13 protein-coding genes are annotated in these 26,090 nt (G+C 73.3%); 7 read left to right on the top strand and 6 right to left on the bottom strand.

What is annotated here, in order from left to right:
• Nucleotides 1–6 precede the first annotated feature (6 nt).
• The 5 genes from QFZ71_RS25075 to QFZ71_RS25055 form a co-directional block, all read right to left on the bottom strand.
• Nucleotides 7–531, bottom strand: a complete 525-nt coding sequence (locus QFZ71_RS25075; protein ID WP_307670417.1) for a flavin reductase family protein — start codon at nucleotides 529–531, stop codon at nucleotides 7–9.
• A gap of 194 nt (nucleotides 532–725) precedes the next feature.
• Nucleotides 726–1,646, bottom strand: coding sequence for an SDR family oxidoreductase (locus QFZ71_RS25070; RefSeq protein WP_307670416.1), 921 nt, complete (start codon nucleotides 1,644–1,646; stop codon nucleotides 726–728).
• Nucleotides 1,643–2,848, bottom strand: a complete 1,206-nt coding sequence (locus QFZ71_RS25065) for an FAD-dependent monooxygenase (protein ID WP_307670415.1) — start codon at nucleotides 2,846–2,848, stop codon at nucleotides 1,643–1,645. The genes QFZ71_RS25070 and QFZ71_RS25065 overlap by 4 nt, the downstream gene beginning before the upstream one ends.
• A gap of 1 nt (nucleotide 2,849) precedes the next feature.
• Nucleotides 2,850–10,097, bottom strand: a complete 7,248-nt coding sequence (locus tag QFZ71_RS25060; protein WP_307670414.1) for a non-ribosomal peptide synthetase — start codon at nucleotides 10,095–10,097, stop codon at nucleotides 2,850–2,852.
• A 228-nt stretch (nucleotides 10,098–10,325) separates the two neighbouring features.
• Entirely contained in the window at nucleotides 10,326–13,163 is a 2,838-nt protein-coding gene (locus QFZ71_RS25055; RefSeq protein WP_307670413.1) for a BTAD domain-containing putative transcriptional regulator, read from the bottom strand.
• Nucleotides 13,164–13,262: 99 nt separating this feature from the next.
• Between QFZ71_RS25055 and QFZ71_RS25050 the strand changes: the two genes are divergently transcribed.
• On the top strand, nucleotides 13,263–14,825 hold the full coding sequence (locus QFZ71_RS25050) for an MFS transporter (RefSeq protein WP_307670412.1): 1,563 nt from the start codon (nucleotides 13,263–13,265) through the stop codon (nucleotides 14,823–14,825).
• A gap of 80 nt (nucleotides 14,826–14,905) precedes the next feature.
• Here QFZ71_RS25050 and QFZ71_RS25045 read toward each other — a convergent pair whose 3' ends face one another.
• Nucleotides 14,906–15,769, bottom strand: a complete 864-nt coding sequence (locus QFZ71_RS25045; RefSeq protein ID WP_307670411.1) for a LysR family transcriptional regulator — start codon at nucleotides 15,767–15,769, stop codon at nucleotides 14,906–14,908.
• Between the two features lie 1,286 nt (nucleotides 15,770–17,055).
• Between QFZ71_RS25045 and QFZ71_RS25040 the strand changes: the two genes are divergently transcribed.
• The 6 genes from QFZ71_RS25040 to QFZ71_RS25015 all read left to right on the top strand — a co-directional run bounded on the left by QFZ71_RS25040 (nucleotide 17,056) and on the right by QFZ71_RS25015 (nucleotide 26,080).
• Nucleotides 17,056–18,360 carry a phytase gene (locus tag QFZ71_RS25040; protein ID WP_307671575.1) on the top strand — a complete coding sequence of 435 codons (1,305 nt, stop codon included), beginning with the start codon at nucleotides 17,056–17,058 and terminating at the stop codon, nucleotides 18,358–18,360.
• Nucleotides 18,361–18,854: 494 nt separating this feature from the next.
• Entirely contained in the window at nucleotides 18,855–21,266 is a 2,412-nt protein-coding gene (locus QFZ71_RS25035) for a nitrate- and nitrite sensing domain-containing protein (RefSeq protein WP_307670410.1), read from the top strand.
• Nucleotides 21,263–21,667 carry a roadblock/LC7 domain-containing protein gene (locus tag QFZ71_RS25030; protein ID WP_307670409.1) on the top strand — a complete coding sequence of 135 codons (405 nt, stop codon included), beginning with the start codon at nucleotides 21,263–21,265 and terminating at the stop codon, nucleotides 21,665–21,667. The genes QFZ71_RS25035 and QFZ71_RS25030 overlap by 4 nt, the downstream gene beginning before the upstream one ends.
• A gap of 105 nt (nucleotides 21,668–21,772) precedes the next feature.
• The gene (locus QFZ71_RS25025) at nucleotides 21,773–22,981 is read left to right on the top strand and encodes an ABC transporter substrate-binding protein (protein ID WP_307670408.1); all 1,209 of its coding nucleotides are present in this window, start codon (nucleotides 21,773–21,775) and stop codon (nucleotides 22,979–22,981) included.
• A 1-nt stretch (nucleotide 22,982) separates the two neighbouring features.
• Nucleotides 22,983–25,214 carry an ABC transporter permease gene (locus QFZ71_RS25020; protein WP_307670407.1) on the top strand — a complete coding sequence of 744 codons (2,232 nt, stop codon included), beginning with the start codon at nucleotides 22,983–22,985 and terminating at the stop codon, nucleotides 25,212–25,214.
• Nucleotides 25,211–26,080: an ABC transporter ATP-binding protein gene (locus tag QFZ71_RS25015; protein ID WP_307670406.1), complete on the top strand. Its 870-nt coding sequence runs from the start codon at nucleotides 25,211–25,213 to the stop codon at nucleotides 26,078–26,080. Before QFZ71_RS25020 ends, QFZ71_RS25015 begins: the two co-directional genes overlap by 4 nt.
• Nucleotides 26,081–26,090: the final 10 nt, after the last annotated feature.

Genomic DNA, 26,090 nt, shown 5'->3' with positions numbered 1-26,090 from the left:
TCCGTCTCAGCGGGCGAATGCCGTGATGTGGTCGGTGAGGGAACGGGTGTGCGTCGGTGCTGCCGCGGAATGCGTGCCGAACGTCCGGCGGCCGTAGACGAGCGGGGCGGCGCCCCGTGTGCCGGAGACCCGGCTCACCAGGCCGAGCAGCAGCACGTGGTCCCCACCGGGGACGTGCCGCTGGAGCCCGCACACGAGCCACCCCGGCGCCTGGCGCAGACGCGGGAGGCCGTCGTCCGGCCACCAGTCGGCCCGGTCGAACCGATCGGCGGCCGAGGAGGCGAACAGCCCTGCCACGTCCGCCTGTCGGGCCCCGAGCAGGTTCACGCCGAACCGTTCGGACCGCAGGATCTTCGGCAGCAGCCGGGAGTGCTGGTCCAGTGCGACGGTCACCATGGGCGGCCGCAGCGACAGCGAGGTGAGCGAGCCGACGGTCGTGCCGTGGGGCAGCCCGTCCGCCATCGCCGTGACCACCGCCACCGGAGTGCAGACATCGGCCATGAAATCCTTGAAATCTCGCTCCTCAACCATTCCTTCTCCCCAGAGCGTGAATGGGCCGGGCGTTTTCACGGGGCCGTTCCGGCGGGTTCGCCGGCCGTGCGGAATTCCGACCGGATGTCCTTTCCGCGCGGTGGACGCTGCGTACGCTAGCCAGGGGCTCGGGGTGCGTACAGGCGTGTCCCCCGGTACTACGCGAACGCGCAGTCGCCCCGGTCCCGCCGCGATCAGGACCCCGCGTCCGTGCCGCCGGGCGCACCCACCGGGGCGGTGATCGCCCGGAACCGGCGGTCCAGCAGGGGGTCGGGGAGCAGCCGCGCCAGCCGGGCCATCCGACGGGCGTCGGCCCCGGCCCAGTAGCGCGCACGGGGGCGTGCGTCGGTCAGGGCGCGCAGGACCGTGCGGGCGAAGTCCTCGGGTGTGGTGCGGCTCGCCATCGCCTGCTGCGCGTTGCCCTCCAGGAATCCCTGGAGGGCGGTCCGGTAGAGATCGGCGACCGAGGGAGCGGCGTCCGCCAGCGCCCGTTCGCCCGCCCTGGACACCTTGGTCCAGATCGGTGTGAGGATGGCGCCCGGCGCCACCACCGAGACGCGTACGCCGGTGGGCCCCAGCTCGCGCCGCAGGGCGTCGCTGAGCGCTTCCTTGGCGAACTGGGCTGCGGAGTAGGCCCCGAGGAACGGGACCGCGGCCTTGCCGAGGCCGGAGGTGACGTTGACGATCCGCCCGTTCGACCGGCGCAGCAGCGGCAGATGGGCCCGGATCATCGCAAGGTGCCCGACCAGGTTGACGTCGAGCTGCCGGCGGAACTGGTCGCCGTCGATGCACTCCAGCGGGCCCGGTACGCAGATCCCGGCGTTGTTCACCAGGCCCCGCAGTCCGCCGTAGCGGTGTTCGACGAGTTCGGCCGAGGCCCGGACCGACGCGTCGTCGGTGATGTCGATGATCGCGTAGCGGAGCCTGCCGTGCTGCGACTCGGTGAGCAGCTTCTCCCCGTCCTCGTCCCGGCGGACCCCGGCGAGCACCTGGAAGCCGCGGTGCTCCAGCTCCAGCACGCATTCACGACCCAGCCCCGAGGAGGCGCCGGTGACGACGACCGCGCCGTGCGGCGGCAGGGTCCCGCGCGGTCCGCGTACCGTGGTCCGGCTCATCGGGCCGCCTCCCCGTCCGCGCCGGCGGGAAGGCCGGCGAGGCCGGCGCCGGGGAAGGTCAGCGCCGGTTCGAGCTTGCCCACCAGTTTCCGGTGGGGCATCCAGCGGAAGTAGCCGTCCCGGACCCGGCGGCGTACCGGGCCCTGCGACTGCTCGAACTCGCTGATGGCGCGGGTGGCCTCCACCATCGTCCGGGTGCGTTCGTACCGCGCCGACTCGTAGCCGCGCAGCCCCCCGGGGACGTCCGGGGCGTGCCGCAGGTGCTGGGCCAGGACCGCGGCGTCCTCCATCGCCATGGCGGAGCCCTGGCCGAGGCTGGTGAGCATCGGGTGGGCGGCGTCCCCGAGCAGGGTGACCGGCCCCGTTCCCCAGGGCCGCAGGAAGGCGCGGTCCCGCGTGTTCAGCGTCAGCAGGTCCTCGGGCGGGGTCACCCGGATCGCCTCGCGGACCTCGTCCGGCCAGCCGGAGTAGGCGTCGAGGACCCCCGCCTTGCCGCCGTCCCAGGTGCTGGACTCCTCGAACGGCATGTTCTTCGTGCCCCACCAGTAGAGCCGGCCCCCGCCGATGTCGACCAGGCCGAACCGCATCCCGTCGCCCCACAGGTGGACCACGGAGCCGGGGGCGAAGCGGGGGTGGCTGTACTCGGTGATACCGAGCCAGGCGATGTACCCGCTGTCGTGCACGGGCTCGTCCGGTCCGGTCAGCTGCCGCCGTACCGCCGAGTTGAACCCGTCGGCGCCCACCAGGAGATCGGCCTCCGCCTCCCGGCCGTCGGTGAGGTGCACCCGCGCCCGGTCGCCCTCCACCTCGAAGCGGTCGGCGGCGGCGTTCAGCCGGACCGGGATGTCCGTCGCCCGGTCGAGGAGCGCGGCGAGCAGGTCGGCCCGGCTGATGCAGACGCACGGGACGCCGATGCGCCGGGTGATCTCGGGGAACGGGAACTCCCGTATCAGCCTGCCCTTCCAGTCCTTGACGTGGTACGTCTCCATCACCCGGCCGCGTTTCTCCAGGCCGAGGTCGATGTCCAGGGTGGCGAGCGCGGCCGTGGCGTTGCTCATCACGGAGAGTCCGAAGCCGGCCGCCCGCATCTCCGGTGCCCGCTCGAACACCTCCACCTCGAAGCCGACGCGCCGCAGGGCGATGGCCGTGGTCAGTCCGCCGATCCCGGCGCCGACGACGATGGCTGTTCGTGTGCTGCTCATGTCAGTGCTGCCCGCTTTCGCCTGTTCGGAGTCCCATGGCCCTGAGCACCGGGCCGACGACGTCGGCCACGCGCGGTTCTTCCATGATCGTGAGGTGGTCCCCCTCGGTGTCGATCACCGTGAGGCGGCCGGAGGTGCGCTCCCGCCACCCGTTGGTCTCGTCCGCGTGCATGCTGTCGATGGCGGTGTGCATGTCCAGCAGCACGCCCGGCAGCGGGTCGCGGGCCCGGAGGAGGACCACGTCGTAGTCCACGACCTCCGGCCGGTAGTCGAAGGCGGAGCGCCAGTTCGCCTCGTACACCCGGAACAGCCTCCGCACCACGGCGTCACCGCTGCCCGCGGGCAGGACGCCCTCGTCGATGGCCAGCCGGGTCATGAACGCGAACTTCTCGTCCAGCGTCGCCAGACCGGGCGGCAGGAGGTCGCCCGCGGTGGCGCTGCCGTGCTGGAGCCAGAGCAGTTCCCAGAAGAACCAGCCGAGCAGGGCCTCGTCGTCGGTCCAGGGCCGCCGCCCCGGATTGAGCGCCGTCGTGTCCAGCAGGACCACGGAGGCGACGCTCTGTCCGGCGGCGTGCAGCTGGCGGGCCATCTCGAAGGCGACGAACCCGCCGAAGGACCAGCCGCCGAGGTGGTAGGGGCCGGACGGCTGGACCCGGCGCATCGCCGTGATGTAGTCGGCCGCGAGCTGTTCCAGGCCGCGCACCGGCTCGGTGCCGACGTCCGCCCCGGCCGCCTGGAAGGCGTAGAAGGGCTGGTCCGGCGGCAGGTGCTTGGCGAACGGTACGTAGCAGAGCACGTTGCCGCCCATGGGATGCGCGAAGAACAGCGGCGGCTGGGAGCCCTCCGGCCGGATCGCCACCAGCGGGTCGAAGCCGGCGGTCGTACTGCCCGCCGAGCGGAGCCGTTCGGCCAGTTCGGCCACGGTCGGCGCCACGATGAAGTCCGACAGCGGGATCGCGGTGCCGAACCGCTCCTCCATGAGGACGACCAGGCGCATCGCCGTGATCGACGTGGCGCCGAGGTCGAACAGGTTGTCGTGGACCCCCACGTCCGGCAGGTGCAGCAGATCGGCCAGCATCCGGGCCACCACCCGCTCGTGGCCGTCCCTCGGGGCGACCCGCCCGGCCGGCCCGGTGCGGACCGGGCGTACCCGCCGGAGTGCGGCCTCGTCGCGTTTGCCGTTCGGGGTGAGCGGGATGGCGGGCAGCCAGACGAAGTGGGCGGGCACCATGTAGTCCGGCAGCTTCGCGCGCAGGTGGCGCCGCAGCTCGTCCAGGTCCGCGCGCTCGGCGTCGCCGACCAGGAAGGCGACCAGGGAGGTGTCCCCCGCCTCGTCGCGCCGGGCGATCACGGCGACGTCGGTGATCGCGTCGGGACCGCCCGCCGCGGCCCCGGCGGCGACCAGTTCGATCTCACCGGGCTCGACCCGGTAGCCGCGGATCTTGACCTGCCGGTCGGCGCGGCCCAGGCAGACCACGTCCCCGCCGGGCAGGACCATGCCGACGTCCCCGGTGCGGTAGACCAGCCCCTCGCCGTCCGGGGCGGGCAGGAACCGCTCCTCGGTCAGGTCGGGCCGGTCCGCGTACCCGTCGGCCAGGCCGGCGCCGCCGATGTAGATCTCGCCCCGGCTTCCGACGGGCACCCGGCGCATCTCCTCGTCCAGGACCAGCAGCCGGGCCCCGTGGATGGGCTGCCCCACCGGGGGCAGCGCGGGGAACGCGGCGGGATCGCCGGTCATCCCGTGGAAGGCGGCGGCGTGCGTCTCGGTGGGGCCGTAATGGTTGTCGAGCACCACGCCGCCGAGCGAGGCGCAGAACCGGCGGATCTCGTCCGTCGTCCGGAACTGCTCGCCCGACGAGCACAGCACCCGCAGGCTCCGCGGCACCAGGCCGAGCGTCACCGACGCCTCCGCCAACTGCTGGAGGGCCACGTACGGCAGGTGCATGCGCTCGACGCGCTCCCGGTCGAGCAGCCGCAGCAGACCGGGCATGTCGCGCCGCAGCTCCTCCGTGACGACGACCAGGGTCCCGCCGCCGGCCAGCGTGGCGTACAGCTCCTGGAAGGAGACGTCGAAGCTGAGCGGCGCGTACTGCGCCGTGCGGGCTCCCTCGGCGGTGCTGGCGATCCCGTTCTGCCAGGCCACCAGGTTGGACAGGGACCGGTGCGGTGCCGACACCCCCTTGGGGCGGCCCGTCGAGCCCGAGGTGAACAGCAGGTACACCTCGTCGTCCTCGGAGATCTCCGGCAGTTCGGCGGTGTTCCCGCAGGCGGCCAGCGCCTCGTACGGGAGGAGGGGAACGGCGGCTTCCAGGGTCTCCACGAGGCCCTGGTGCGCCGCGTCCGCGACCACACGGGCGGGTCGGCCCTGCTCGATCATGGCGCGCAGCCGGTCCACCGGATAGGCGGTGTCCAGCGGCATCGCCGAGCACCCCGCCTTCGCGGTGCCCAGGAGCGCGGCGACGGTCTGGGCCGTACGTCCCATGGCGAGGCCGACGCGGTCGCCCGGACGCACACCCGACCCCAGCAGGCCCGCGGCGAACCGGGTGGCGACCCGGTCCAGTTCCTCGTACGTCCACGTCAGGTCCTCGGCGACGACGGCGTGGGCCGCGGGTGCGCTGCGCGCCCGTGCCTCGAAGGCGCGGACCGCGTTCACCGGCGGGCGCCCGGCCCGCGCGGGTTCCGGCGCCGGGGCGAGGAAGCCGAACTCCACGGCCCCGTCCGGCTCCTCGGCGAGCCTGCGCAGGATGCGCACGTACGTATCGGTGTACAGCCGCGCCTGCGCGGGGGTGAACGACTGCCCCGAGAAGTCGAGACGCAGCCGGATGCCCTCGTCCACCGGGTCGACCATGGCGTTGACGACCAGGGCGAAGTTCGTCTCCTCCCGGACCGCGAAGCCGCGGCTGGCGATCCCGGAGGTCCGGAAGACCTCCCCGAGCTGCCGGAAGTGGATGAAGTTGAACAGGGTGTCGACCAGTGACGTCCGGCCGAGGTCCTCCTGGATGACCGCCAGCGGCACCCGCCGGTGCGGATAGCTCTCCCGCTCCCGGTCCAGGGCGCGGCCCACGACGTCGAACCAGGTGGGCTGCCCGGTGTCCACCCGCACGGGCAGGGTGTTGAGAAAGAGGCCGCAGGTGCGTTCCGCGCCCTCGACGTCCGGCCTGCTGTGGGTCACCAGGCCGGTCAGGATGTCCCGTTCCCCGGAGAAGGCCCGCAGCATCAGGACGTGCGCGGCGAACAGGACCGACTTCACCGGGGCCCGCCGGTCGCCGGCGGTGGCGCGCAGGGCGTCGACGAGATCGGCGGGCAGCCGCAGGTCGCACTCCACCCGCTCCTCGGTCCCCGGCGCCTCGTGCGGACGGAAGCTCTCCAGCTGGGGCTGCGTCGCGTCGGTCAGCAGGTTCCGCCAGTAGGCGCGGCCCTCCTTCGTGTCGATGGCCGCGCGCTCCCGGGCGACGTGCAGCGCGGCCGAGGGCGGCGCGGTGTCCGCCACCGGTTCCAGGTCCAGTCCCAGCAGGTGGCCGTAGTCCTGGAGGAGTTCGGCGACGAGGTTGGCGACGCTGCCGCCGTCGAGGATGGCGTGGTGGAAGCTGAGGACCAGGTCCACCGTGTCGGGCAGGGCGAACACCCGGAAGTGGTAGAGCGGCGCGTGGTCGAACCGGTAGTCGTACCGGCGCCGGGCCGCGATGTGCTCGCCGACGGCCGCCTCGGCCTCCGTGTCCGGGGCCTCCCTCAGATCACGGACGCTCAGTCCGCCCTCGACGGCGGACCGGACGGTCTGGAGCGGCTCGGCATGGCCGGCCAGGGCGAACGCGGACCGCAGCACCGGATGGCGCGCGACGAGGCGGTCGAAGGCCGCCCGGAACTCCCGCTCCCGCCACTCCATGGCCAGGCTGTAGCGGAAGACGTCCTTGTACGTCGCGGAGTCCTGCTTCTCCCGGCTGTGGAACAGCAGGCCGAGCTGGAGGCGGGTGACCGGGTAGGCGTCCTCGTACGTCTCCAGGCGGGCCCGGTCCACCGGGGAGACCAGGGCGAACGGGGCCGGGGACGCGGAGTCGGCCGGGGTGGCGGACTCCGCGCCCCCGGCGCACGCGGCCAGCCCCGCCACGGTGGGATGGCGCACGAAGTCGTCGGTGGTGAACCGGATGCCCGCCTTCTCGGCGAGCGCCCGCACCCGGAGCATGCTGATCGAGTCGCCGCCGATCACGAAGTAGTCGGTGTGGACGCCGACCCGGTCGACGCCGAGCACCCGGGCCCAGATGTCGGCGAGCACGGACTCCCGCGCGGTGCGCGGCGCGCTGTCCGCGGCCTCGGCCGCCTCGGCGGAGGGTGCGGGCAGGGCTTTGCGGTCCACCTTGCCGTTGGGCGTGAGCGGGAGGCTGTCGAGGCGTTCGAAGGACGAGGGGATCATGTAGGCGGGGAGCACGTTCCCGAGCGCCGCCCTCAGACTGCCCGCGTCGAGGTCCCGGTCGGCCGTGCAGTACGCGACGAGGACCGGGCCGCGGCCGCCGCCGGGCCGGTGGTCCACGACCACGGCGTCGCGGATCGCGTCGAGCGCGACCAGCGCGTTCTGCACCTCGCCCAGTTCGACCCGGTTGCCGCGGATCTTCACCTGGTCGTCGTTCCGGCCGAGGTACTCCAGGTTGCCGTCGTTCAGCAGCCGGGCCAGGTCCCCGGTCCGGTAGAGGCGGCCGCCGGGGACGAAGGGGTCCTCGACGAAGCGCTCGGCGGTGAGTTCGGGACGCCCCAGGTAGCCGCGGGCCACCTGGACGCCGCCGATGTACAGCTCGCCGGGGACGCCGGCCGGCTGCGGGCGGCCGTGCCGGTCGAGCACGTAGAGCGTGGTGTTCTCCACGGGACGGCCGATGGGCACCCGCGTGACAGGGCCCTCGGACGCGGGCGGGCAGTCGAAGAAGGTCACGTCGACCGCGGCCTCGGTGGGGCCGTAGAGGTTGACCAGGCGGGGCCGGTCACCGCCGTCGAAGATCCGGTTGAACTGGGTGGCCCGCTCCGGCGGCAGGGCTTCCCCGCTGCAGAACACGAAACGCAGCGATCCGGTCCCGGCTGCCTGTTCCGGATGGTCCTCCAGCAGGTCCAGGAACGGGCCGAGCATCGAGGGCACGAAGTGGATCACGCTCACCCGGTGGTCGCGTATCGTGCGCGCGATCCGTTCCGGGTCCTTCTCCGCTCCCGGCGGCAGCAGCACCACCCGCGCACCCTGGACGGCCCACCACAGCAGCTCCCACACGGAGACGTCGAACGAGATGGGCGTCTTCTGCAGGATCGTGTCGCCGGGACCGATGGGGTAGCGGCGCTGCATCCACGTCAGCCGGTTCCCCACCGCGTGGTGCTCGACCATCACGCCCTTGGGACGCCCGGTGGAGCCGGAGGTGTAGATGGTGTACGCGACGTCCTCCGGGCCCGCGGTGCGCCCGGGCGACCGGTCGGAGCCCCGGTACAGCTCGGCGATCCGGAGCACCGGGGCGGCGGTCGGGAGGTCCTCGACCGTGTGCGCCCCGCGCAGGACCAGCGTCGCCCCGCAGTCCTCCAGGAGCAGCCGGACGCGGGAGGGCGGGTAGCCGGGATCGACGGGTACGTAGGCGGCGCCCGCCTTGAGGATGCCGAGCAGGCCGGGCAGCAGCTCCGGGCCGCGCTCCGCGAGGATCGCCACCCGGTCGCCGGGGCCGGCGCCCCGTTCGCGCAGCGCCCGCGCCACCTGGTTGGACCGCCGGTCCAGTTCGGCGAAGGTCAGCGTGGCGCCGGAGGCGCCGTCGACCACGGCCGTCAGATCGGGGGTGCGCGCCGCCTGTTGGGTGAACAGCCGGTGCAGCGTCTTCTCGCGCGGGTAGGGCGCCACGGCGCCCTGGCGGCGGCGGACGACGTCCTCGTACTCGTCGTCGGTCAGCATCGGCAGCTCCGCGAGGGGCAGCTCCCGGAAGTCCAGTCCGCGGCGCAGGAGTTCCCCGACATGCCCGGCGAGGGCCTCAGCGGTGAGGTGACCGTCGAACACGTCGTCGGCGTAGTCGAGGTCGACGCGCAGGCCCGGCTCGTCGTCGAAGGCCTGCACCATGACGGAGAGCGCGTCGGCGGCGTGGACCGGGGCCATGATCGTGGTGGTCCGGTCCACGCCCGCGATCCCCGGCGGCCGGGGGAAGCGCAGGTAGGAAGCGGTGACGTCGAACAGCCGGCGGCCGTCGGCGCCCTGTACGGGGGCCTCACGGAGGATGTCGCCGAACGGCAGCCGCTCGTGCTCCCTGAGCCGGTCGATCCGGCGGCGGACCCGCTCGGCGAGTTCGACCAGCGGCAGGTCCTCCGCCACCGGGACGCGCACCGGAAGATTGTTGGCGAACTGGCCCACGATCGCGCGTTCGCCCTCGGTCCGACGGTTCAGGAAGGGCACGCCGAACACGACCTCGTCGGCCTGGTGGATGCGCCCGAGGCACACCGCGAGCGCCGAGAGCAGGTAGGGGAAGGGGGACGCGCCCGCGTCGAGGATGCGCCGCACCAGCTCCTCGCCGACCGGGAAGGAGTGGCGGCCGCGGCCGGGCCGGGCGACGCCGGAACGCGTGAAGAGAGCAGGCTCGATACCCGCCAGATATTCCCGGTAGAATGCGCGGTCATTCTCGCGGTCCGTGTCGCCGAAGGTGGATGCGAAACCCTCGATGGAATCCCAGTACGAGGCGGAATCGGTCCGCTCCGCCGATTCCGAGGACGTTTCATCGGCGGACGGGACGTCTTTTCCGGACACGCGTGAGCGGTAGTCGGAAAGAATCCGCAGGGTCAGCGCGTTCAGAGCCCAGGCGTCGGTCACGATGTGGTGCGAGGTCAGCACCAGGTGGACGGCCTCCGGCCCCTCGGTGACCACGGCGGCCCGGAACAGCGGCCCGCCCCCGAGGTCCAGCGGCCGCGCCAGCTCCTGCTCGCACCAGGCCCGCACGGCCCCGGCCGGGTCCGGGCCGCCGGAGAGGTCGATGTGCTCGATGGGCGGCGTCCCGGCGCCCGGTTCCTCCGCGATCCGCCGGACGCGGGGGGTCCCTTCGCCGTCCTCGCCGAACCGCAGCCGGAAGGCGTCGTGCTCCCGCACCGCACGGGCCAGGCAGGCACCGAGCAGCTCCCGGTCCACGGCCCCCGCCAGCCGCTCGTGGACCAGGACGTTGAATTGGCAGTTCCCCGGTGTCCGTGCTTCGGCCGCCCAGATGTCGCGCTGGTAGCCGGTTAATCCGAGGGCCGTGAATTCAGCTGCTATCCCCACGGAAAGCCACTCCTTCGCCTGCCATTCGTACGCGAATAAATAACGGCTCGGATCAGGCTAGGGTGGAGGGGTTGGTGCGGCTACTGCGTGATCGAGTAGGGCGTATTCGCGTAGGGAGCGCGAACGAATACGCCCTCGCTCCGGCGCACGCCGCCGGAGCGGACCGGGCCGGCGGAGCGCGGGGCCCGCCGCGTCCGGGACACGCCGGTCACGCCCGCGTCGGTCCGGTCACGCCCGGCGGGTGAGGAGGTCCAGTTCCGCCAGCGCGGCCGCGGCGTGCGTCTCGTGGCCCGAGGACCGGCTCTTGGCCAGGGCCCTGTTCAGGTGGGACGTGGCGGCTTCCCGGTCGCCGCGGAGCCGCGCGGCGTGCCCCAGACCGATCTCGGCCCGGATCTCGCCCCGGTGGTAGGCGCGTTCGGCCGACACGGACAGCGCGCGCTCGTACAGCTCCGTCGCCCGCTCGGTGTGGCCGCTCGCCAGCGCGGCCCTGCCGAGGAAGGTCAGCGTCTCGACGACCTCGGTCCACAGACCGAGCTCCTCCGCCATCAGGAGGCCCTCGCGGTGCAGCCGTTCGGTCCGTGCGCGGTCGCCCTCGTGTTCGGCCGCGAGGGCGAGGGACCGGGTGGCCCTGAGCTGGCCCCAGCGGTCGTCGACCTCGCGGAACAGCGCGGCGCCCAGGTCCGCCGACCCGTCCCGCGCCGGGGCGTGGCTCGCCAGCTCCACCAGGGCCGCGGCCTCGCCCCAGCGGTCCCGCGCGGCACGGGCGCCGGCCAGGCCGGCCTCCACCAGCCGCCGCCCCTCGCGGTGGTGGCCGCGGCCGGTCAGCCCGGTGCCGACGAACCACTGGAGCCGGGCCTTCAGCACCGGGTCGTCGATCCCGGCGGTGGGGTCGTCGCCCGCCGGGCCGGTCACGGCGTCGGCCTGCGAGGTGCGCAGTTCGACACCGGCCAGCCAGGCCCGTGCCGTCCGGCGCGCGGCCGGGGCGGCACCGACGTCGGCCGTCAGCGCGGTCCGCAGCGACCTGCGGGCCTCGGGGAACCGCCCCCGGAGGAACCAGTACCAGGCCAGCGCGTTCACCAGCCGCACCGCGTACCCGGCGCAGTCATGGGCGACCGCGAGGTCCAGGGCGCGGCGCAGATTGACGGTCTCCGCGTTGAGGCGTTCCAGGGCGCGCCGCTGTTCGGGGCCGCGCAGCCGCTCGCTCTCGCGCTCGGCCGACTCGGTGCAGTACCGCACGAAGCGCGCGCGTACGGCGTCCTCCTCGTCCGTCTCCGCCAGCCGCTCGGCGCAGTAGGCCGCCACCGATTCGAGCAGGCGGAACCGGTCGCCCTCGCGGACCACCAGCGAGCGGTCCACCAGCCGGGAGAGCAGGTCGGGAATCCGCTCGGCGGGCAACTCCCCGTCGGCGCAGACCGCTTGGGCGGAGGGCATGACGCAGCCGTCGGCGTGCACGACCAGGCGGCGCAGCACGGTGCGTTCGTCGGGCGTCAGCAGCTGCCAGCTCCAGTCGAGCATGCCCCGCAGGGTCTGCTGGCGGTCCGGCAGCCCGCGCACCCGGACGTCGGGCCGGGCGAACCGGTCGTCCAGCCGGGCGGCGAGTTCCCGGGGGCTCAGTGTCCGCAGCCGGGACGCGACGAGTTCCAGAGCGAGCGGAATACCGTCGAGGCGGCGGCAGACGGTGGAGACGGCCGCCGCGTTGTCCGCGTCCAGGACGAAGCCGGGCGCCGCGGCCGCGGCCCGCTGCACGAACAGCTCGACGGCGCTGGACCGGGCGACCTCCCCCGGATCGGTGTGCCGCGGCAGCGCCAGCGGCGGCACAGGGTGCACCACCTCGCCGGGGATGTCCAGGGCTTCCTGGCTGGTGAGCAGGAGGTGGGCCGCCGGCACGGCCGAGAGCAGGGACGTGGCGAGCAGGGCGACCGGCTCGACGAGGTGCTCGCAGTTGTCCAGCAGGATCAGCAGCTGCTTGTCGGCGACCGCCTGGCACAGCCAGCCCACCAGGTCGTCCAGGTCCGGTTCGGTCGCGGCCGTGTCGCACAGGCCCAGCGTCGTGATGACGCGTTCGGCGATGTCGTCCGGGTCGGACGCGGCGCCCAGGCCGGCCAGTTCGACCAGCCACACCCCGTCGGTGTACTGCCCGGCCGCGTCGCCCGCCGCGGCGATCGCCAGTCGTGTCTTGCCCACCCCGCCGAGGCCGGTGAGGGTGACGAGGCGGGTGCTCGCGGCGGGGTCCAGCCGGGCCAGCACCTGCGCCGCCGCCTCGCGCCGGCCGATCAGCGGGGTCAGCGGGGCGGGCAGGTTCGTCCGGCACGACCGCGACCCGATCGCCGGTGTGGCCAGCTCCGGTTCCTGGCGCAGGATCGCCTCGTGCAGCGCGGCCGCGTCCGGACCGGGCGAGGCCCCCAGCTCCTCCGCCAGCTCCCGGCGCAGCTCCTGGAAGCTCTGCAACGCGTCGCCCTGACGGCCGGAGCGGTAGAGGGCGCGCATGTGCGCCATCCGCAACCGCTCGCGCAGCGGGTGCCGTGCCACCAGCGTGCCCAGTTCCGCCGCCAGCGCCGTGTGCTCGCCCAGGGTGAGCCGGACCTCGGCGTGGTCCTCGACGACGGCCAGGCGCAACTCCTCCAGCCGGGCGATCTCACCGCGGGCGAACAGGGACTCGGCCACGTCCGCGTAGGCCGGGCCCCGCCACAGGGCGAGCGCGTCGGCGAACAGGTCCGCCTTCACCGCCGGTTCCCGGTGGGCGCGGGCGCGGACGGCGAGTTCCTGGAACCTCAGGGCGTCGACCACGTCGTCCGCGAGCAGCAGCCGGTAGCCGGCGGGTTCGCGGACCACCTGTTCCCGGCCCAGCACCCGGCGCAGCTGGGAGATCTTGGTCTGCAGGGTGTTGGTGGAGCCGCCCGGCGGGTTGCTCGCCCAGAGGTCCTCGATGAGGCGGTCCGCCGGTACCGGCCCGCCGCCGTGGACGAGCAGGTTCGCCAGCAGGGCGCGCACCTTCGCTTCGGGGACCCTGACCGGCCGCCCCTCGGCGTCCCAGACGGCCAGCGGGCCGAGCACCCCGTAACGCATGGCCGCAGTCTATCGCCGAACGACCCTCAGGAAACCGTGCGTGGGGGGCGGCACAGTGGCGGTCGCATGTCGACGATCCGAGAAAAGGCAGGGAGTTCCATGAGCACAACGACCGCAGGCGGAGCGGGAGCGCGGGAGTGGGGAGGGCTGGCCGTCCTCTCGTTGCCCACCGTGCTGCTGGGCCTCGACGTCACCGTGCTGTACCTGACCCTCCCCTCGCTGGCCGAGGACCTGCGCCCGTCCGGCACCCAAGAGCTGTGGATCATGGACGCCTACGGGTTCCTGATCGCCGGCTTCCTGCTCACCATGGGCACGCTGGGCGACCGGATCGGCCGCCGCCGGCTGCTGATGATCGGGGCCGCGGCCTTCGGGATCGTCTCGGTGCTGGCGGCCTACGCCACCAGCGCCGACATGCTCATCGCCGCGCGGGCGGCCCTCGGGGTCGCCGGTGCCACGCTGATGCCGTCCACGCTGGCCCTGATCAGCAACATGTTCGCCGACCAGCGGCAGCGCTCGCTGGCGATCGGCGTCTGGGCCACGAGCTTCGCGCTCGGCATGGCGCTCGGCCCGGTGGTCGGCGGGGCCATGCTGGACCACTTCTGGTGGGGTTCGGTGTTCCTCCTGGCGGTGCCGGTGGCGCTCGTGCTGCTGGTGGCCGCGCCGCTGCTGATCCCCGAGTACTCGGCGCCGCAGAGCGGCAGGTTCGACCTGCTGAGCGTGACGCTGTCGCTGGCCGCGATCCTGCCGGTGGTCTACGCGGTGAAGCGCTTCGCCAAGGACGGCCCCGATCTGCCGATGATCGCCGCCGCGCTGATCGGCGTGGTCTTCGCGGTGCTGTTCGTCCGGCGGCAGGGCAAGCTGGAGAGCCCGCTGCTGGATGTGCGCCTGTTCGCCGACCGGACGTTCAGCTCCGCGCTGAGCGTGCTGCTCGTCGGCCTCGTCGGCGTCGGCGGATCGATGCTGCTGATCACCCAGCAGCTCCAGTTCGTGGTGGGGCTGCCGCCGGTCGAGGCGGGGCTGTGGATGGGCCCGCCCGCCCTGCTGATGTTCCTGGCCGCGATCGGCTCGCCGCTGGTCGCGCGGCGGGTGCCGCCGGGCCTCGTGGTGGCGGCCACCCTGGCGCTGTCCACGGTCGGGTACGTCCTGCTCGCCCTGGTGGGCCCCTCGGGCGGCATCGCCCTGATGGTCGCCGGATTCGGCCTCGTCTACCTCGGGCTCGGCGCGATCGCGGCCCTGGGCACGGATCTGGTGGTCGGGGCGGCGCCGCCGGAGAAGGCCGGTTCGGCCTCGGCGATGTCGGAGACCGTGCAGGAACTGGGCCTCGCGCTCGGCGTGGCGATCCTGGGCAGCCTGGCGACCGCGGTCTACCGCAGCCGGATCGACGACGAGATCCCCGCCGGCACCCCGTCGGACGTGGCGGACTCCGCGGGGGACAGCCTCGCCGGCGCCGTCGCCTCGGCCGAACAGATGCCCGCAGGGTGGCTCGACCTCGCCAAGGAGGCCGCCACCTCGGGCATGAACACGGCGATGATCGTGGCCGCGGCGTGCACGGTGGTCCTGTCGATCCTGTCCGCCGTCGTCCTGCGGCACGTCGGAACCATCGGCGACGAGCCGGAGGCCGCGGAGGCGGCTTCGACGGAGCCGGTGAAGTCGCAGGTCTGACCGACCGCGGCCCGCGCCCGTCGCCCCCGCTCGCGGGGCGGCGGAGCGCGGACCGGCCCTGATCCGTGGTGGGACACCCCCTAGTCCACCCCCTCCCTCACCACGTCCCGTGCCAGCTGGATGAAGGAGCTCAGCGCCGGATGGCGATTGTTGGAAGCCCAGACCAGGTACACCGGCACCGCGGGCGCGTCCCGCAGGGGGAGGTAGCTGATCTCGGCATGCGGATGCATCCAGGCGGTGGATGCGGGGGTCACGCCGATCCCGACACCGGCGGCGATGTAGCTCTGCCAGTCGTCGATCGTGTCCACCTCCACCGCCACCACGGGCTGCCCGCCCTCCGCCCACAGGTCGAGATTGGTGGTGCCGGAGAAGGAGTTGATCACCAGCGGGTAGTCGGCCAGATCCCGCAGCAGCACCTCGCCCATCTCGATCAACGGGCAGTCCGAGGGGACCGCGACGACGCGGGGCTCCATGACGAGCAGTTCCTCGTGCAGACTGCGCCGCCCGGTGTGCGTGCGCATGATCGCCACGTCCGACTGGCCCGTGGTGAGCCCGCCCGCGGGGTCGTCGACCCGCTTCAGACGTACCAGGACCTCCGGGTTCGCCTCCTTCCACTGGCGCAGTATCTCGCTGGTGTACACCCCGATCGCCGACCAGGCATGCCCCACCCGCAGGGCCCGCACCCGCTGCGGGTCCGCGTGCATGGCGTCGTCGAAGGCGGTGACGGCGGCATCCGCCTTGGCGCAGAACATCTTTCCCGCCACGGTGGGCTGCACCCCCTCCGCGGAGCGTTCCAACAGGGTCTGTTTCACGTGGCGCTCCAGCTCCGCGAGCCTGCGGGAGACCGCCGACTGGGCCTCGTACAGGCGGGCCGCGGCCTTCGAGATGCTGCCTTCGTCGACCGCCGTGAGGAACGTCCTCAAGTGGTGGATTCCCACAGCCATGACGCTGCTTTCCTTTCGCAGAGGAGTACGGGGAGGGCACGGGGACCGCACCGGCGGGCGTTCGACCGGAACGGGGGCGCCGATACGCGACGGCGGAGAGGCCGCGCGGCTGCCACAGGGCATGACGCGGCCCGGGGGCTCACCCCGTCAGAAGCGTGCGCGGGTTCCCGGACATCGGAAGAAGCGCCCCTCGGGGCCCGTGGCCCGCCGGGCCGCCCGCGGCGCCCGTGCCGTCGCCGGCCCCGACGCGGCCGACTCCGTACTCCACTCCACGTGACCGTCCCCTGCCATGTCTCCCTCACTCCACCGCGGCACCGGTTCCACGCCACCCGCTCCCCGGGGCCGCCCTCGCGGACGGGCCCATTCCCGTCACGGTCCGGGGAGATATCCCCGGGGCCGCCCCCCGACAGGGACCGCCCCGGCTTTCGGGTCACGTCATCACTTTCCTGGAAGACGGCACACGGCAACACCCCGCAGGGACATGGAGGGAACGACACATATCGGCGCGCAAGAGACTCTGGAGCCGACGCATCGGGCATGGTCCATACCCACGGCGGCTTCGGTCCTCAGTGTGACCGGTGGCGTTTACGTGTTCAACAGTGCCTCGACGAAGGACTGATATACACCTGTCACGTGATATGCATCCGGGTTGCGCACATCATGTGGCCGAGGTGTATCGATGCAGGTGGGACGCCATGTTCGACCACGAGCGAAGGGGCGATGGGGCGATACGAACCGGTCCGGGCGGCGGAAACAGGGTGCCTGCCATCCTGAATGGCGAGAATTCGGCGCATCGCGTTTCGGACAGCGATCACACATCTCCGCCGCCTCCGATCCGTACCCGAAGGGGAGGCCGGGCGAAAGCCGAAGACGGGACAGGCCGTCGCCCGGTGAAGGTATAGCAACGGTAAAGGGTGGGCCCAGGATCGCGTGGTCCGGACACCTGTCCGGCAGAAGTCAAGAAAACCGAGGGCGGCCCGGTGCGTCCTTTCCTTCTTCACCCGGCGGCAATGTGCGCGGAACGATTCTCACCGAATGTTCACCGGGTCCGCCCGGCGCCACGCCCCGGCGCCCGCGCCCCCTGCCTGCCGGTCTTCCCGGCGCCCCGGACCGCGCCCCGGAGCGTCCCGTCCCCGGCGCACGCCGCGCCGCCCACACGGCGTTCATCCCCTGTACATACGAGGTGGGGGTTGCCGGTCGGCCGGAGGCCGCCGTGCCGACACGAGGAGCAACCACGCTCTCGCGGGACCGTCCCCCTTCCCGAGGAGATCACCGTGACTCGCTCCATGATCGTCCGGTCGGCCGTGCTGGCCGTGACCACGGCCCTGACGGCTACGGCCCTGGCCGCGCCGGCGCAGGCCGAGGGCCGTCATCGTGTTTCCGGCGACGCGCTGCCGGCCCTCACCCCGCGCGCGGAGACGGCCGTGCTGCACGACGACGACGAGGGCGGCAACGCCGACGCGGACGACCCCGCCATCTGGCGCAACGCCGCGGCCCCCGGCCGCAGCCTCGTCGTCGCCACCGCCAAGGAAGGGGGCCTGCGCGTCTACGACCTTCAAGCGCGCCTGGTGCAGTCGATAGCCGCGCCTCCCGCCGCGGGCGAGGACGACGCGCCGGGCCGTTTCAACAACGTGGACCTCGTCCACGGGCTGCGGCTCTCCTCGGGGAAGGCCGACCTGGCCGTCACCAGCGACCGCGGCCACGACCGGCTGCGCTTCCACCGCATCGACCGCGACCGCGCCGGCGGTCCGCTGACCGACGTCACCGACCCCACCGCGCCGCCCGTGTTCTCCCGCGACCAGGCCGACATCAACGACCAGCGAACCGCCTACGGTCTGGCGGCCTGGACGGATCCGGCGACCGGGAAGGCCTATGCCCTGGTCAGCCGTCGTGAACGCACCAGCATCGCCCTGCTGGAACTGCTGCCGGCGGCGGACGGCAAGGTCACCTACCGCAAGATCCGCACCCTGGACCTGCCCTCCTCCTTCCGGCTGCCCAACGGCGTCTCCTGGTCGCCGTGCGGCGAGCCCGGCGAGCTGCCCCAGGTCGAGGGGATGGTCGTCGACCCGGCCAACGGCATGCTCTACGCCGGCCAGGAGGACGTCGGCATCTGGCGGATGCGCGCCGATCTCAGCGGAACGCCGAAGCTGGTCGACAAGGTCCGCGAGTACGGGGTGCCGGGCGTCTACGACGAGGAGAGCGAGGAGTGCGCGCCGGGCGCCGACCCCGGCTTCGGCGGCACGAGGATCTCGGCGGACGTCGAGGGCCTGACGCTGCTCACCGAGTCCGACGGCGACGGCTACCTCCTCGCCTCCAGCCAGGGCGACAACACCTTCGCCGCCTACGACCGCGAATGGGAGGACGCCAACGAGTACGAGGGCGGCTTCCGGGTCGCCGCCGCGAACGACACCCTCGACGGCTCCGAGGAGTGCGACGGCGCGGCGGTCCTCAACGCCCCGCTCGGGTCCGCGTACCCCGACGGCCTCCTCGTCGTCCAGGACGGACACGACTCCCCCGGCGACGGCGACCGGGCCTCGACCAACTTCAAGTTCGTCGACCTCGGCAAGGTCAAGGACTCCCTCGACGACTGACCTCCGCCCGCGGGGCCGCCCGGCTTCCGGCCGGGCGGCCCCACCCACCCGCCCCCCCGTGACCGCACGAGCCCTCGACGCGGCAGCGGTGAGGTGCGGGTGATCCCCGCCGGGGCCCGAAGGCCCGCGCCGACGACACCGGCCCCCGTTCCGTGTGTCCGATCCAGGTCGGTCTGGAGCGGCGGGCTGCGGGACCGATGGCGGCAGGGTCAGCGACCACCTGGCGCGCTGAAGCGATTCGCGGGAAAGCCGTCGTTTTACGATCACTTGTGAGTGAAGGCGGAACACCTTCATGCGATCGGTGTACATATTTTTCAGAGATTCACTCGTCGGTGAGTGCGTCCTTCGGCATAGGATCGTGCCGCGCCACAGGGGCATCTGCTGCCCCAACCGCCCCAACTCCCCCCACCCGCACTGTTTTTACCCCCACGACTCGTTGACAGGTATTGCGTGCCCCTGATACTCGACCCCGGTTCCGGCGACGGAGCCGCGCGGTGAAAATCAAACGTCGCCTCGTCCTTCTCGTCAGTGCTCCGCTCACCGTGGCCGTCGCCTTCTCGGTACTGGCCCTCGTGCCCGCCACCGATCAGGCGATCCAGGCCGGACGGCTGACCTCGATGATCGAAGTAGCCGACGGCGCAGCTGACTTGGCCCACCGATTACAGCGGGAACGGGCGGCGGCCACCGCCCTGATCTCCGACCGGGGAAGCGCGGAGACCTTCCGGCTGCGCACCGAGGAGACCGACCGGAGCATCGCCGGATTCCACGGCAGGACCCGGGGGCTCACCGCGGTTCCCGGCAGCGCCGGGAGCGCCCTGGACCGTATCGAGCGCTTCGTCGAGGAGCTGCCCGGCCTGCGCGCCCAGGTGCGTTCCGGCAGCAGCACCGTCTCCGCCCTCGCCTTCGGCTATCGCATCGTCATCGCCGACCTGAACGGCTACCGGGACGGCATCGCCCAGGCCGACGGGGTGGACGCCGACATCGCGGACCGCATCCGCGCCGCCGCGGCCCTGTCCGAGGCCGCCGAGCACACCGCCCAGCAGCAGGTCACCGTCGCGCGTGCGCAGGCCGCGGGCGGCTTCACCACCGCCTCGCAGCGGACCTTCGACGCCGGGCGGATGGGCTACACCGAGTCGATGGGCGTCATGTACGACCTCGGCCCCGGTGAGTGGCGGACCTGGGTGGAGCGGACGCTCTCCGGGGCGAAGGCCCTTGAGGCCCGCCGCCTCGAGGACGAGATCGGGCGTACAGGAGCCGGCAGGGACATCACCGTCACGCCGGAGCAGTGGCAGAAGGCGGCCGACGCCCGGCAGCAGCTGCTGCGTTCGGTGGAGAAGCGGGTCGACGCCGCCGTACTCGCCCAGGTCTCCGACGTCCGCGCCGGACTCGTCCGGACGGCCGTCGCGGAAGTCGTGCTGGTGGTGCTGACCCTGGTCGGCGTCGTGGTCGTGGCGATCCGGCTGGGGCGCGTCATGCTCCGGCGGCTGCGCGATCTGCGCAACGCCGCCCACGAGGTCGCCCACTCCGGGCTGCCCGCCGTGATGGGCGAGCTGTCCCGCCCCGGGGCGCTGCGCGGCGCGACGCCCGAGGAGGTGGCGCAGCGGTCCGGGGACCCGGTCAGGACCACGGGCCGGGACGAGATCGGCGAGGTCGGTGAGGCGTTCAACGCCGTCCACCACGAGGCCGTCCGGCTCGCCGCCCAACAGGCGCAGACACACGAGCAGTTGGCCGAGACGCTGGTCGGCGTCGCGCGCAGGGGCGCCCGGTTGACCGCGGTCATGGTGACGGAACTGGACACGGTGCAGCGCGACGAGGCCGACCCGGTGCGGATGAAGACCCTCTTCGCCCTCGACCACCTCGCCGTGCGCATGGAGCGCAACACCAACAACCTGCTGGTACTGGGCGGTTACGGCGACGCACGGGTGCGCTCCGCCGATGTCGGATGCTCCACCGTCATCCTGGCGGCGGCGCAGCAGATCGAGCGGTTCGACCGTGTCTCGCTCGGTGCGATCGAATCGGGAATCGGCATCACCGCTCGTGCCGTGCACGACGTGGCGCACATCCTGGCGGAGCTGCTCGACAACGCCACCCGGTACTCGCCTCCGGACACGCAGGTCGGGGTCGCCGTCTGGCGGCTGTGGGACCGGGCCGTCGTGCAGATCGTCGACGAGGGCGTGGGCATCGCTCCCGAGCGGCGCGCGGTCCACAACGCGGCGCTGCGCGAGCCGCAGGCGGGCATCGGGGACGTACGGTCCATGGGCCTGCACGTGGTGGCCCGGCTCGCGGCGCGCCATGGCATCGTTGTCGAGCTCCGTGACTCCTCCGGCCCCGGCACCATCGCCGAGGTCACGCTGCCCGCGCAGGTGCTGGCCACGGACTTCAAGGAGGCCGAGGGGCCGCCGTCGGGCGCCTACGGCGGCGATGCCGGTCACCCGTCGCCCCGGCCGCTCACCGCGCCGGTGCCGCAGGCCCGGAGGCAGCCGGTGCGTACGGACCCGCACAGCGGCCACGAGGGCGATCCGGGCGCCGGCGGCCGGGCGACCGGACCGGGCCACGGCGGGACCCGTGACGGCGAACCGGCCGGGGGCGCGCGGGAGCGGGGCCACGGCACCACCCCCGCGCCGCACCCCGTGCACGACGAGCCGGTATCACGTGTCGCCGGGGTCAGCGCCTCGGGGCTGCCCGTGCGGCAGCGCCGCGCACCGCAGCAGTGGCCCACGGCAGGCCGCCGGGACGGGGCCGAGCAGCGCCCGGGCGGCGGCTCCCCGCGGCCGTCCTCGCCCCGCCGCCGGGACTCCCGGCAGGTCTCCGACGTACTGGCGGCCTACACGCGGGGGATCAGCCGGAGCACGAACCACCGGGGGCGTTCCGCCCCGGACGACACCACCGAACGGACCGAGACATGACCACCTCCTCCGACCTGAGCTGGATCCTGAGCGATTTCGCCGGGCGCCTTCCGGAAGTCACCCAGGCGATAGCCGTGTCCGTGGACGGACTCGCGCTGGCCTACACCGGCGTGGAACGCGACGACGCCGACCGGCTGGCCGCCATCGCGTCCGGCGTCGTCAACCTGCTGTCCGCGGCGGCCCAGTTGACCGGCACCGACCCGGTGGAGCACAGCCTCACCGCGATGGAGGGCGGCTACATGTTCTCGATGGCGGTCTCCAGCGGAGCCTCGCTGCTCGTCACCACCACCAGGGACGCGGACATCGGCGAGGTCAGCTACATGATGTCCGAACTGATCAACCAGGTGGGCGACGCGCTCTCCCCCCGGGTGCGTGACTCCGGCGTCCACGCGCAGCGCTGACCGGCGGCCCCGCCCGACCGGTCCGCGACAGCCCGGCCCCCTCCCCCATCGACGCCCCGGCGCACCGCGCGTGCTCCGGGGCCCCGACCCCTGATGAGAGCCCTCATGTTCCCCTTCGCCCCCTCCAGCCCCCGCCGCAGAGCCCGGTTCCGGCCGGCCGGAGCCGCCGTGCTCGCCCTCGGTCTGGCGGCCGTCACCGGTTGCAGCGGTGGCGGCGGCGCCTCCGACGACACCGTGAAGGTCGGCCTGGTGGCCTCCCTGTCCGGCACCTACGAGCCGGTCGGCACGGAGTTGCGGGACGGCTTCAAGCTGTATCTGGACACCCACGGCGGCAAGCTGGGCGGCCGCAAGGTCGAGCTGATCGTGGCGGACGAGGGCGACGGCCCGCCGACCGCCGTGCCCGCGGCCACCAAGCTGGTGAAGAAGGACAAGGTGGACGTGCTGACCGGCCTGGTGGGCGGCGGCTCGGTCAACGCGGTGCTGCCGCTGGTCCAGCAGGCCGAGATCCCCCTGCTGGGGTCCAACGCCCGGCCGCCGGTCGAGGACATCGAGTACGTCTGGACGACGAGCTTCCTGTCCGACGAACCGGGCCGGGCCATCGCCCCGTACATCAAGGAGAAGGTCGACGGACCGGTCTATGCGATCGGGCCGGACTACCAGGGCGGCCACGACGAACTGCGCGGCTTCACCGACGAGTTCAAGCGGATCAAGGGCAAGCTCGCCAATCCGGACGGCAAGACCACCTGGACGCCGTTCCCGAAGACGACCAACTTCATGCCGTACTTCGCGGAGATCGCGAAGACGGACGCCAAGGCCGTGTACTGCTTCTACGCGGGCAAGGCGGCGATCGACTTCGCCAAGCAGTACGCCCAGTCGGACATCGCCGACCTTCCGCTGTACACGGCGTTCGTCACCGAGGGCAGCGTGCTCCAGGCGCAGGGACCGGCGGCGAAGGACATCTACTCCGTCCTCAACTACGCGGCCGACCTGGACAACGAGGCGAACCGGAAGTTCGCGGCCGACTGGACGGCGGAGCACGACACCCAGCCCACCACGTACGCGATGGCCTCGTACGACGCGGCAGCCGTGCTGGACAAGGCGATCGCGGACGCGGCGAAGGGCGGCGACGTGACGCCGCAGACCATCAACAAGGCCATCGCGGGGCTCGGCCAGATCGACAGCCCGCGCGGCGCCTGGGAGTTCGGCGACAAGGCGCACTCCCCGGTCCAGACGTGGTACCTGCGCCAGGTGCGGCCGGACGGCGCCCAGTTGGCCAACGTGATGGTGCAGGACCTGGCGACGCTCGGCAGCTGACATGGATCTCCTCGACGCCCACCTCGTACCGGCGGTGGACGGGGTGGCCTTCGGGCTGCTGCTGTTCGTGGTCGCCGCCGGGCTGAGCCTCGCCTTCGGCACGGCCGGGGTGCTGAACCTGTCGCACGGCACCCTGTACGCGATCGGCGCCTACACGGGGGCCGAGCTGAGCGACGGCACCTGGGGCGGCCTGGCCCTCGGACTGGCCGCCGGAACCGCGGCGGCGTGCGTCGCCGGGGCGGGTCTGTCCGCCGCGACGGCCCCGCTGGCGCGGCGTGGGCATCTCGCGCAGGCGCTGCTCACGTTCGGGCTCGCCCTGATCGGCGGTGACCTGCTCATCCAGTTCTTCGGGGCGGACGAACTCCCGGTCCGCGTACCCGGGGCGCTCGACTCCTCGGTCTCGCTCCTGGGGCACCGCTACCCGGCGTACCGGCTCTGCTTCATCGTGATGGCCGTGCTGCTCGCGGCGTCCGGGACCTGGGTGCTGACGCGGACCCGGATGGGCGCGGCGGTCCGGGCGGCCGCCGACGACCCGCAGATGCTCGCGGCCACCGGTCACAGCCCGCGAGCGGTGCACACCGGCGTCCTCGCGGCGGCGGGTGCGCTGGCGGGGGCGGCGGGTGTGCTCGGCGCCCCGATCATCGGCCCCGGTCCCGGTACCTCCGAGAACGTGCTGATGCTGTCGCTCGTGGTGGTCGTGCTCGGCGGGCTGCGTTCGCTGTGGGCGACGCTCGCGGCGGCGGTGGCGGTGGGCGAGGTGCAGACGCTGGGGGTCGCGGTGGCGCCCGCGCTGGCGCCGTACCTGCTCTTCTCGGCGATGGCGGCGGTGCTGGTGCTGCGCGCCCGCTTCGCGGAACTGGCGGCGGCGCACGGCGACGGCGGCCCGGCCCCGGACCCGGTCGCCCGGCTCCGGGGCCACCTCGCGGCCCGGCTGCGGCGTGGGCCGCGCGGGGCGGCGGGCCTGGCGGAGGCAGTCCCGGCGGCGCAGGCACCAGGGGCGGCCGACGCCCCCACGGCTTCCGGTGCTTCCGGTGCTTCCGGTGCTTCCGGAACAGCAACGGCCGGGGGTGCGACAGGGGTTGGTGCCACTCCCGGCGAAAGCGCGAGCGACCGGTCGGCCCGGACCGGCCGCCTGCCCGGCGGGCCCGCGTGGCGGCGGGCCGCCCCGCTGCTCGCCCTGCTCGCGGTGCTGATCGCGCTGCCGTTCCTGCTGGACTCGTACAGCATCTCGCTGGCCGGTTCCGCCCTGGCCCTGGGGCTGCTCGCGGTCAGCGTCACCGTCCTCACCGGATACGCCGGACTGCCCACGCTCGGGCAGACCGCACCCTTCGCCGTGGGCGCGTACGCCACCGCCAACCTCGCGGAGGCCGGGTGGACCGTGGGCCCGGTCCAGATCGTCCTCTCCGCGCTCGCCTCCGCCGTCTTCGCCGCGCTGGTGGGGCCCGCGGTGATCCGGGCGCGCGGCACCACCGTCCTGATGATCACGCTCGCGATCGGTGAGCTGACCGGCGCGGTCGTCAACCAGCTCAAGTCCGTCACCGGGGGCGCCGACGGTCTCGTCGGCTTCCCGGCCACACGGGCGCTGTGGGGCGGGGAGGGGATGGTGGAGGAGAGCGAGCTGTACACCTACGCGCTCGTCGTCGCCGCCGTCGCGGTCACGCTGACCCTGCTCGTCCTGCGCTCCCCCGCCGGAAAGCTGCTGACCGGTACGCGAGGCGCCGAGGCCAGGATGCGCGCCTCCGGGCACCCGGTGGGGCGCTATCTGCTGGTGGCCCACGTCTGCGCGGGCGCGCTGGCCGGTGTGGGCGGTTCGCTGATGGTGACCGTGCAGCAGTATCTCGCCCCCGCCGACGTCGGGTTCGAGATCGCCGCGTTCGCGCTGCTCGCGGTGGTCATCGGCGGTACGACGTCGGTGATCGGCGCGCTGCTGGGCGCGGGGCTCATCGTCGCCACCCGTGACTGGGTCGCCGGTTCCTGGCCCGGCCACGGGCCGCTGCTGCTCGGCGTGCTCTTCGCCGCCACCGTGTACCTGCTGCCGCGCGGTCTGGCGGGCCTGCGCGGCGGCTCCGGCGGCGGGAGCGGTCCGTCACCCGGCAGGTCGGCCACGCCCGGTGTTCCCGGAGCTCCGGGTACGCCGAGCGCCGCCGGTACTCCGCGGGCCACCGGGCCCGTGACCGAGTACCGCCAGCCTTCACCGCCCGCCCCGGACCCCGCAGGGAAGGTCTCCCCATGACACCCGCACCGCCCGCGGCGGCACCTTCGATCCTCGTCCTCGACGGGCTCACCCGCAGGTACGGCACGCTCACCGCCGTGGACGACGTGAGCCTGCGCCTCCCGCCGGGCGCCCGGCACGCCGTGATCGGCCCCAACGGCGCGGGCAAGACCACCCTGCTCGACCTGATCGCGGGCACGGAGCGGCCCGACCACGGCACGATCACCCTCGACGGCGCCGACATCACCCGTACGGCGACGGCCGGCCGGAGCCGTCTCGGCATCGCCCGGAGCTTCCAGCAGCCGCCGGTGATCGCCGAGTTGTCGGTACTCGACAATGTCGTGCTGGCCGGCTGGCCGCACCACCCGCGGCGTCGCGGCGCCTGGCGCAGCCCGTCCCGCTACCGCCTGCACCAGGAGTCGGCGGGCCGCCATCTGGAGACGGTCGGTCTCGCGGACCTCGCCCACCGGCCGGCCGCCACGCTCTCGCACGGGCAGCGCCGCATGCTCGACCTCGCCGCGGCGCTGGCCGGCGATCCCCGGCTGCTGCTCCTGGACGAACCGGCTGCGGGGCTGACCGACGCCGACATCGGCCGGCTCCTCGGCATCGTCGGCGGCCTGCCGTCGGACGTCGCGGTCGTCCTGGTCGAGCACCATGTCGAGGTGGTCGCCCAACTCGCTTCCTCCGTCACGGTGCTGACCGCGGGAAAGGTCCTCCTCACCGGTCCGACGCAGGAGGTGCTGGCCCATCCGGAGGTCCGCGCGGCGTACCACGGCACGGACCCTTCGGCGGCCCCGGACGCCACCGGCTCGACGGCCGGCTCGGGCGGCGCGGGGGCCGGGGGCGTCCCGACCGTGTGCCCCTCCCCCACCGACGCGAGAGGATGACCGAGGCCCG

This window comes from Streptomyces sp. V2I9, assembly GCF_030817475.1.
GTDB lineage: Bacteria > Actinomycetota > Actinomycetes > Streptomycetales > Streptomycetaceae > Streptomyces.
Note: the sequence above shows the minus strand (reverse complement) of the source record. Positions and strands in the feature narration are given on the sequence as shown.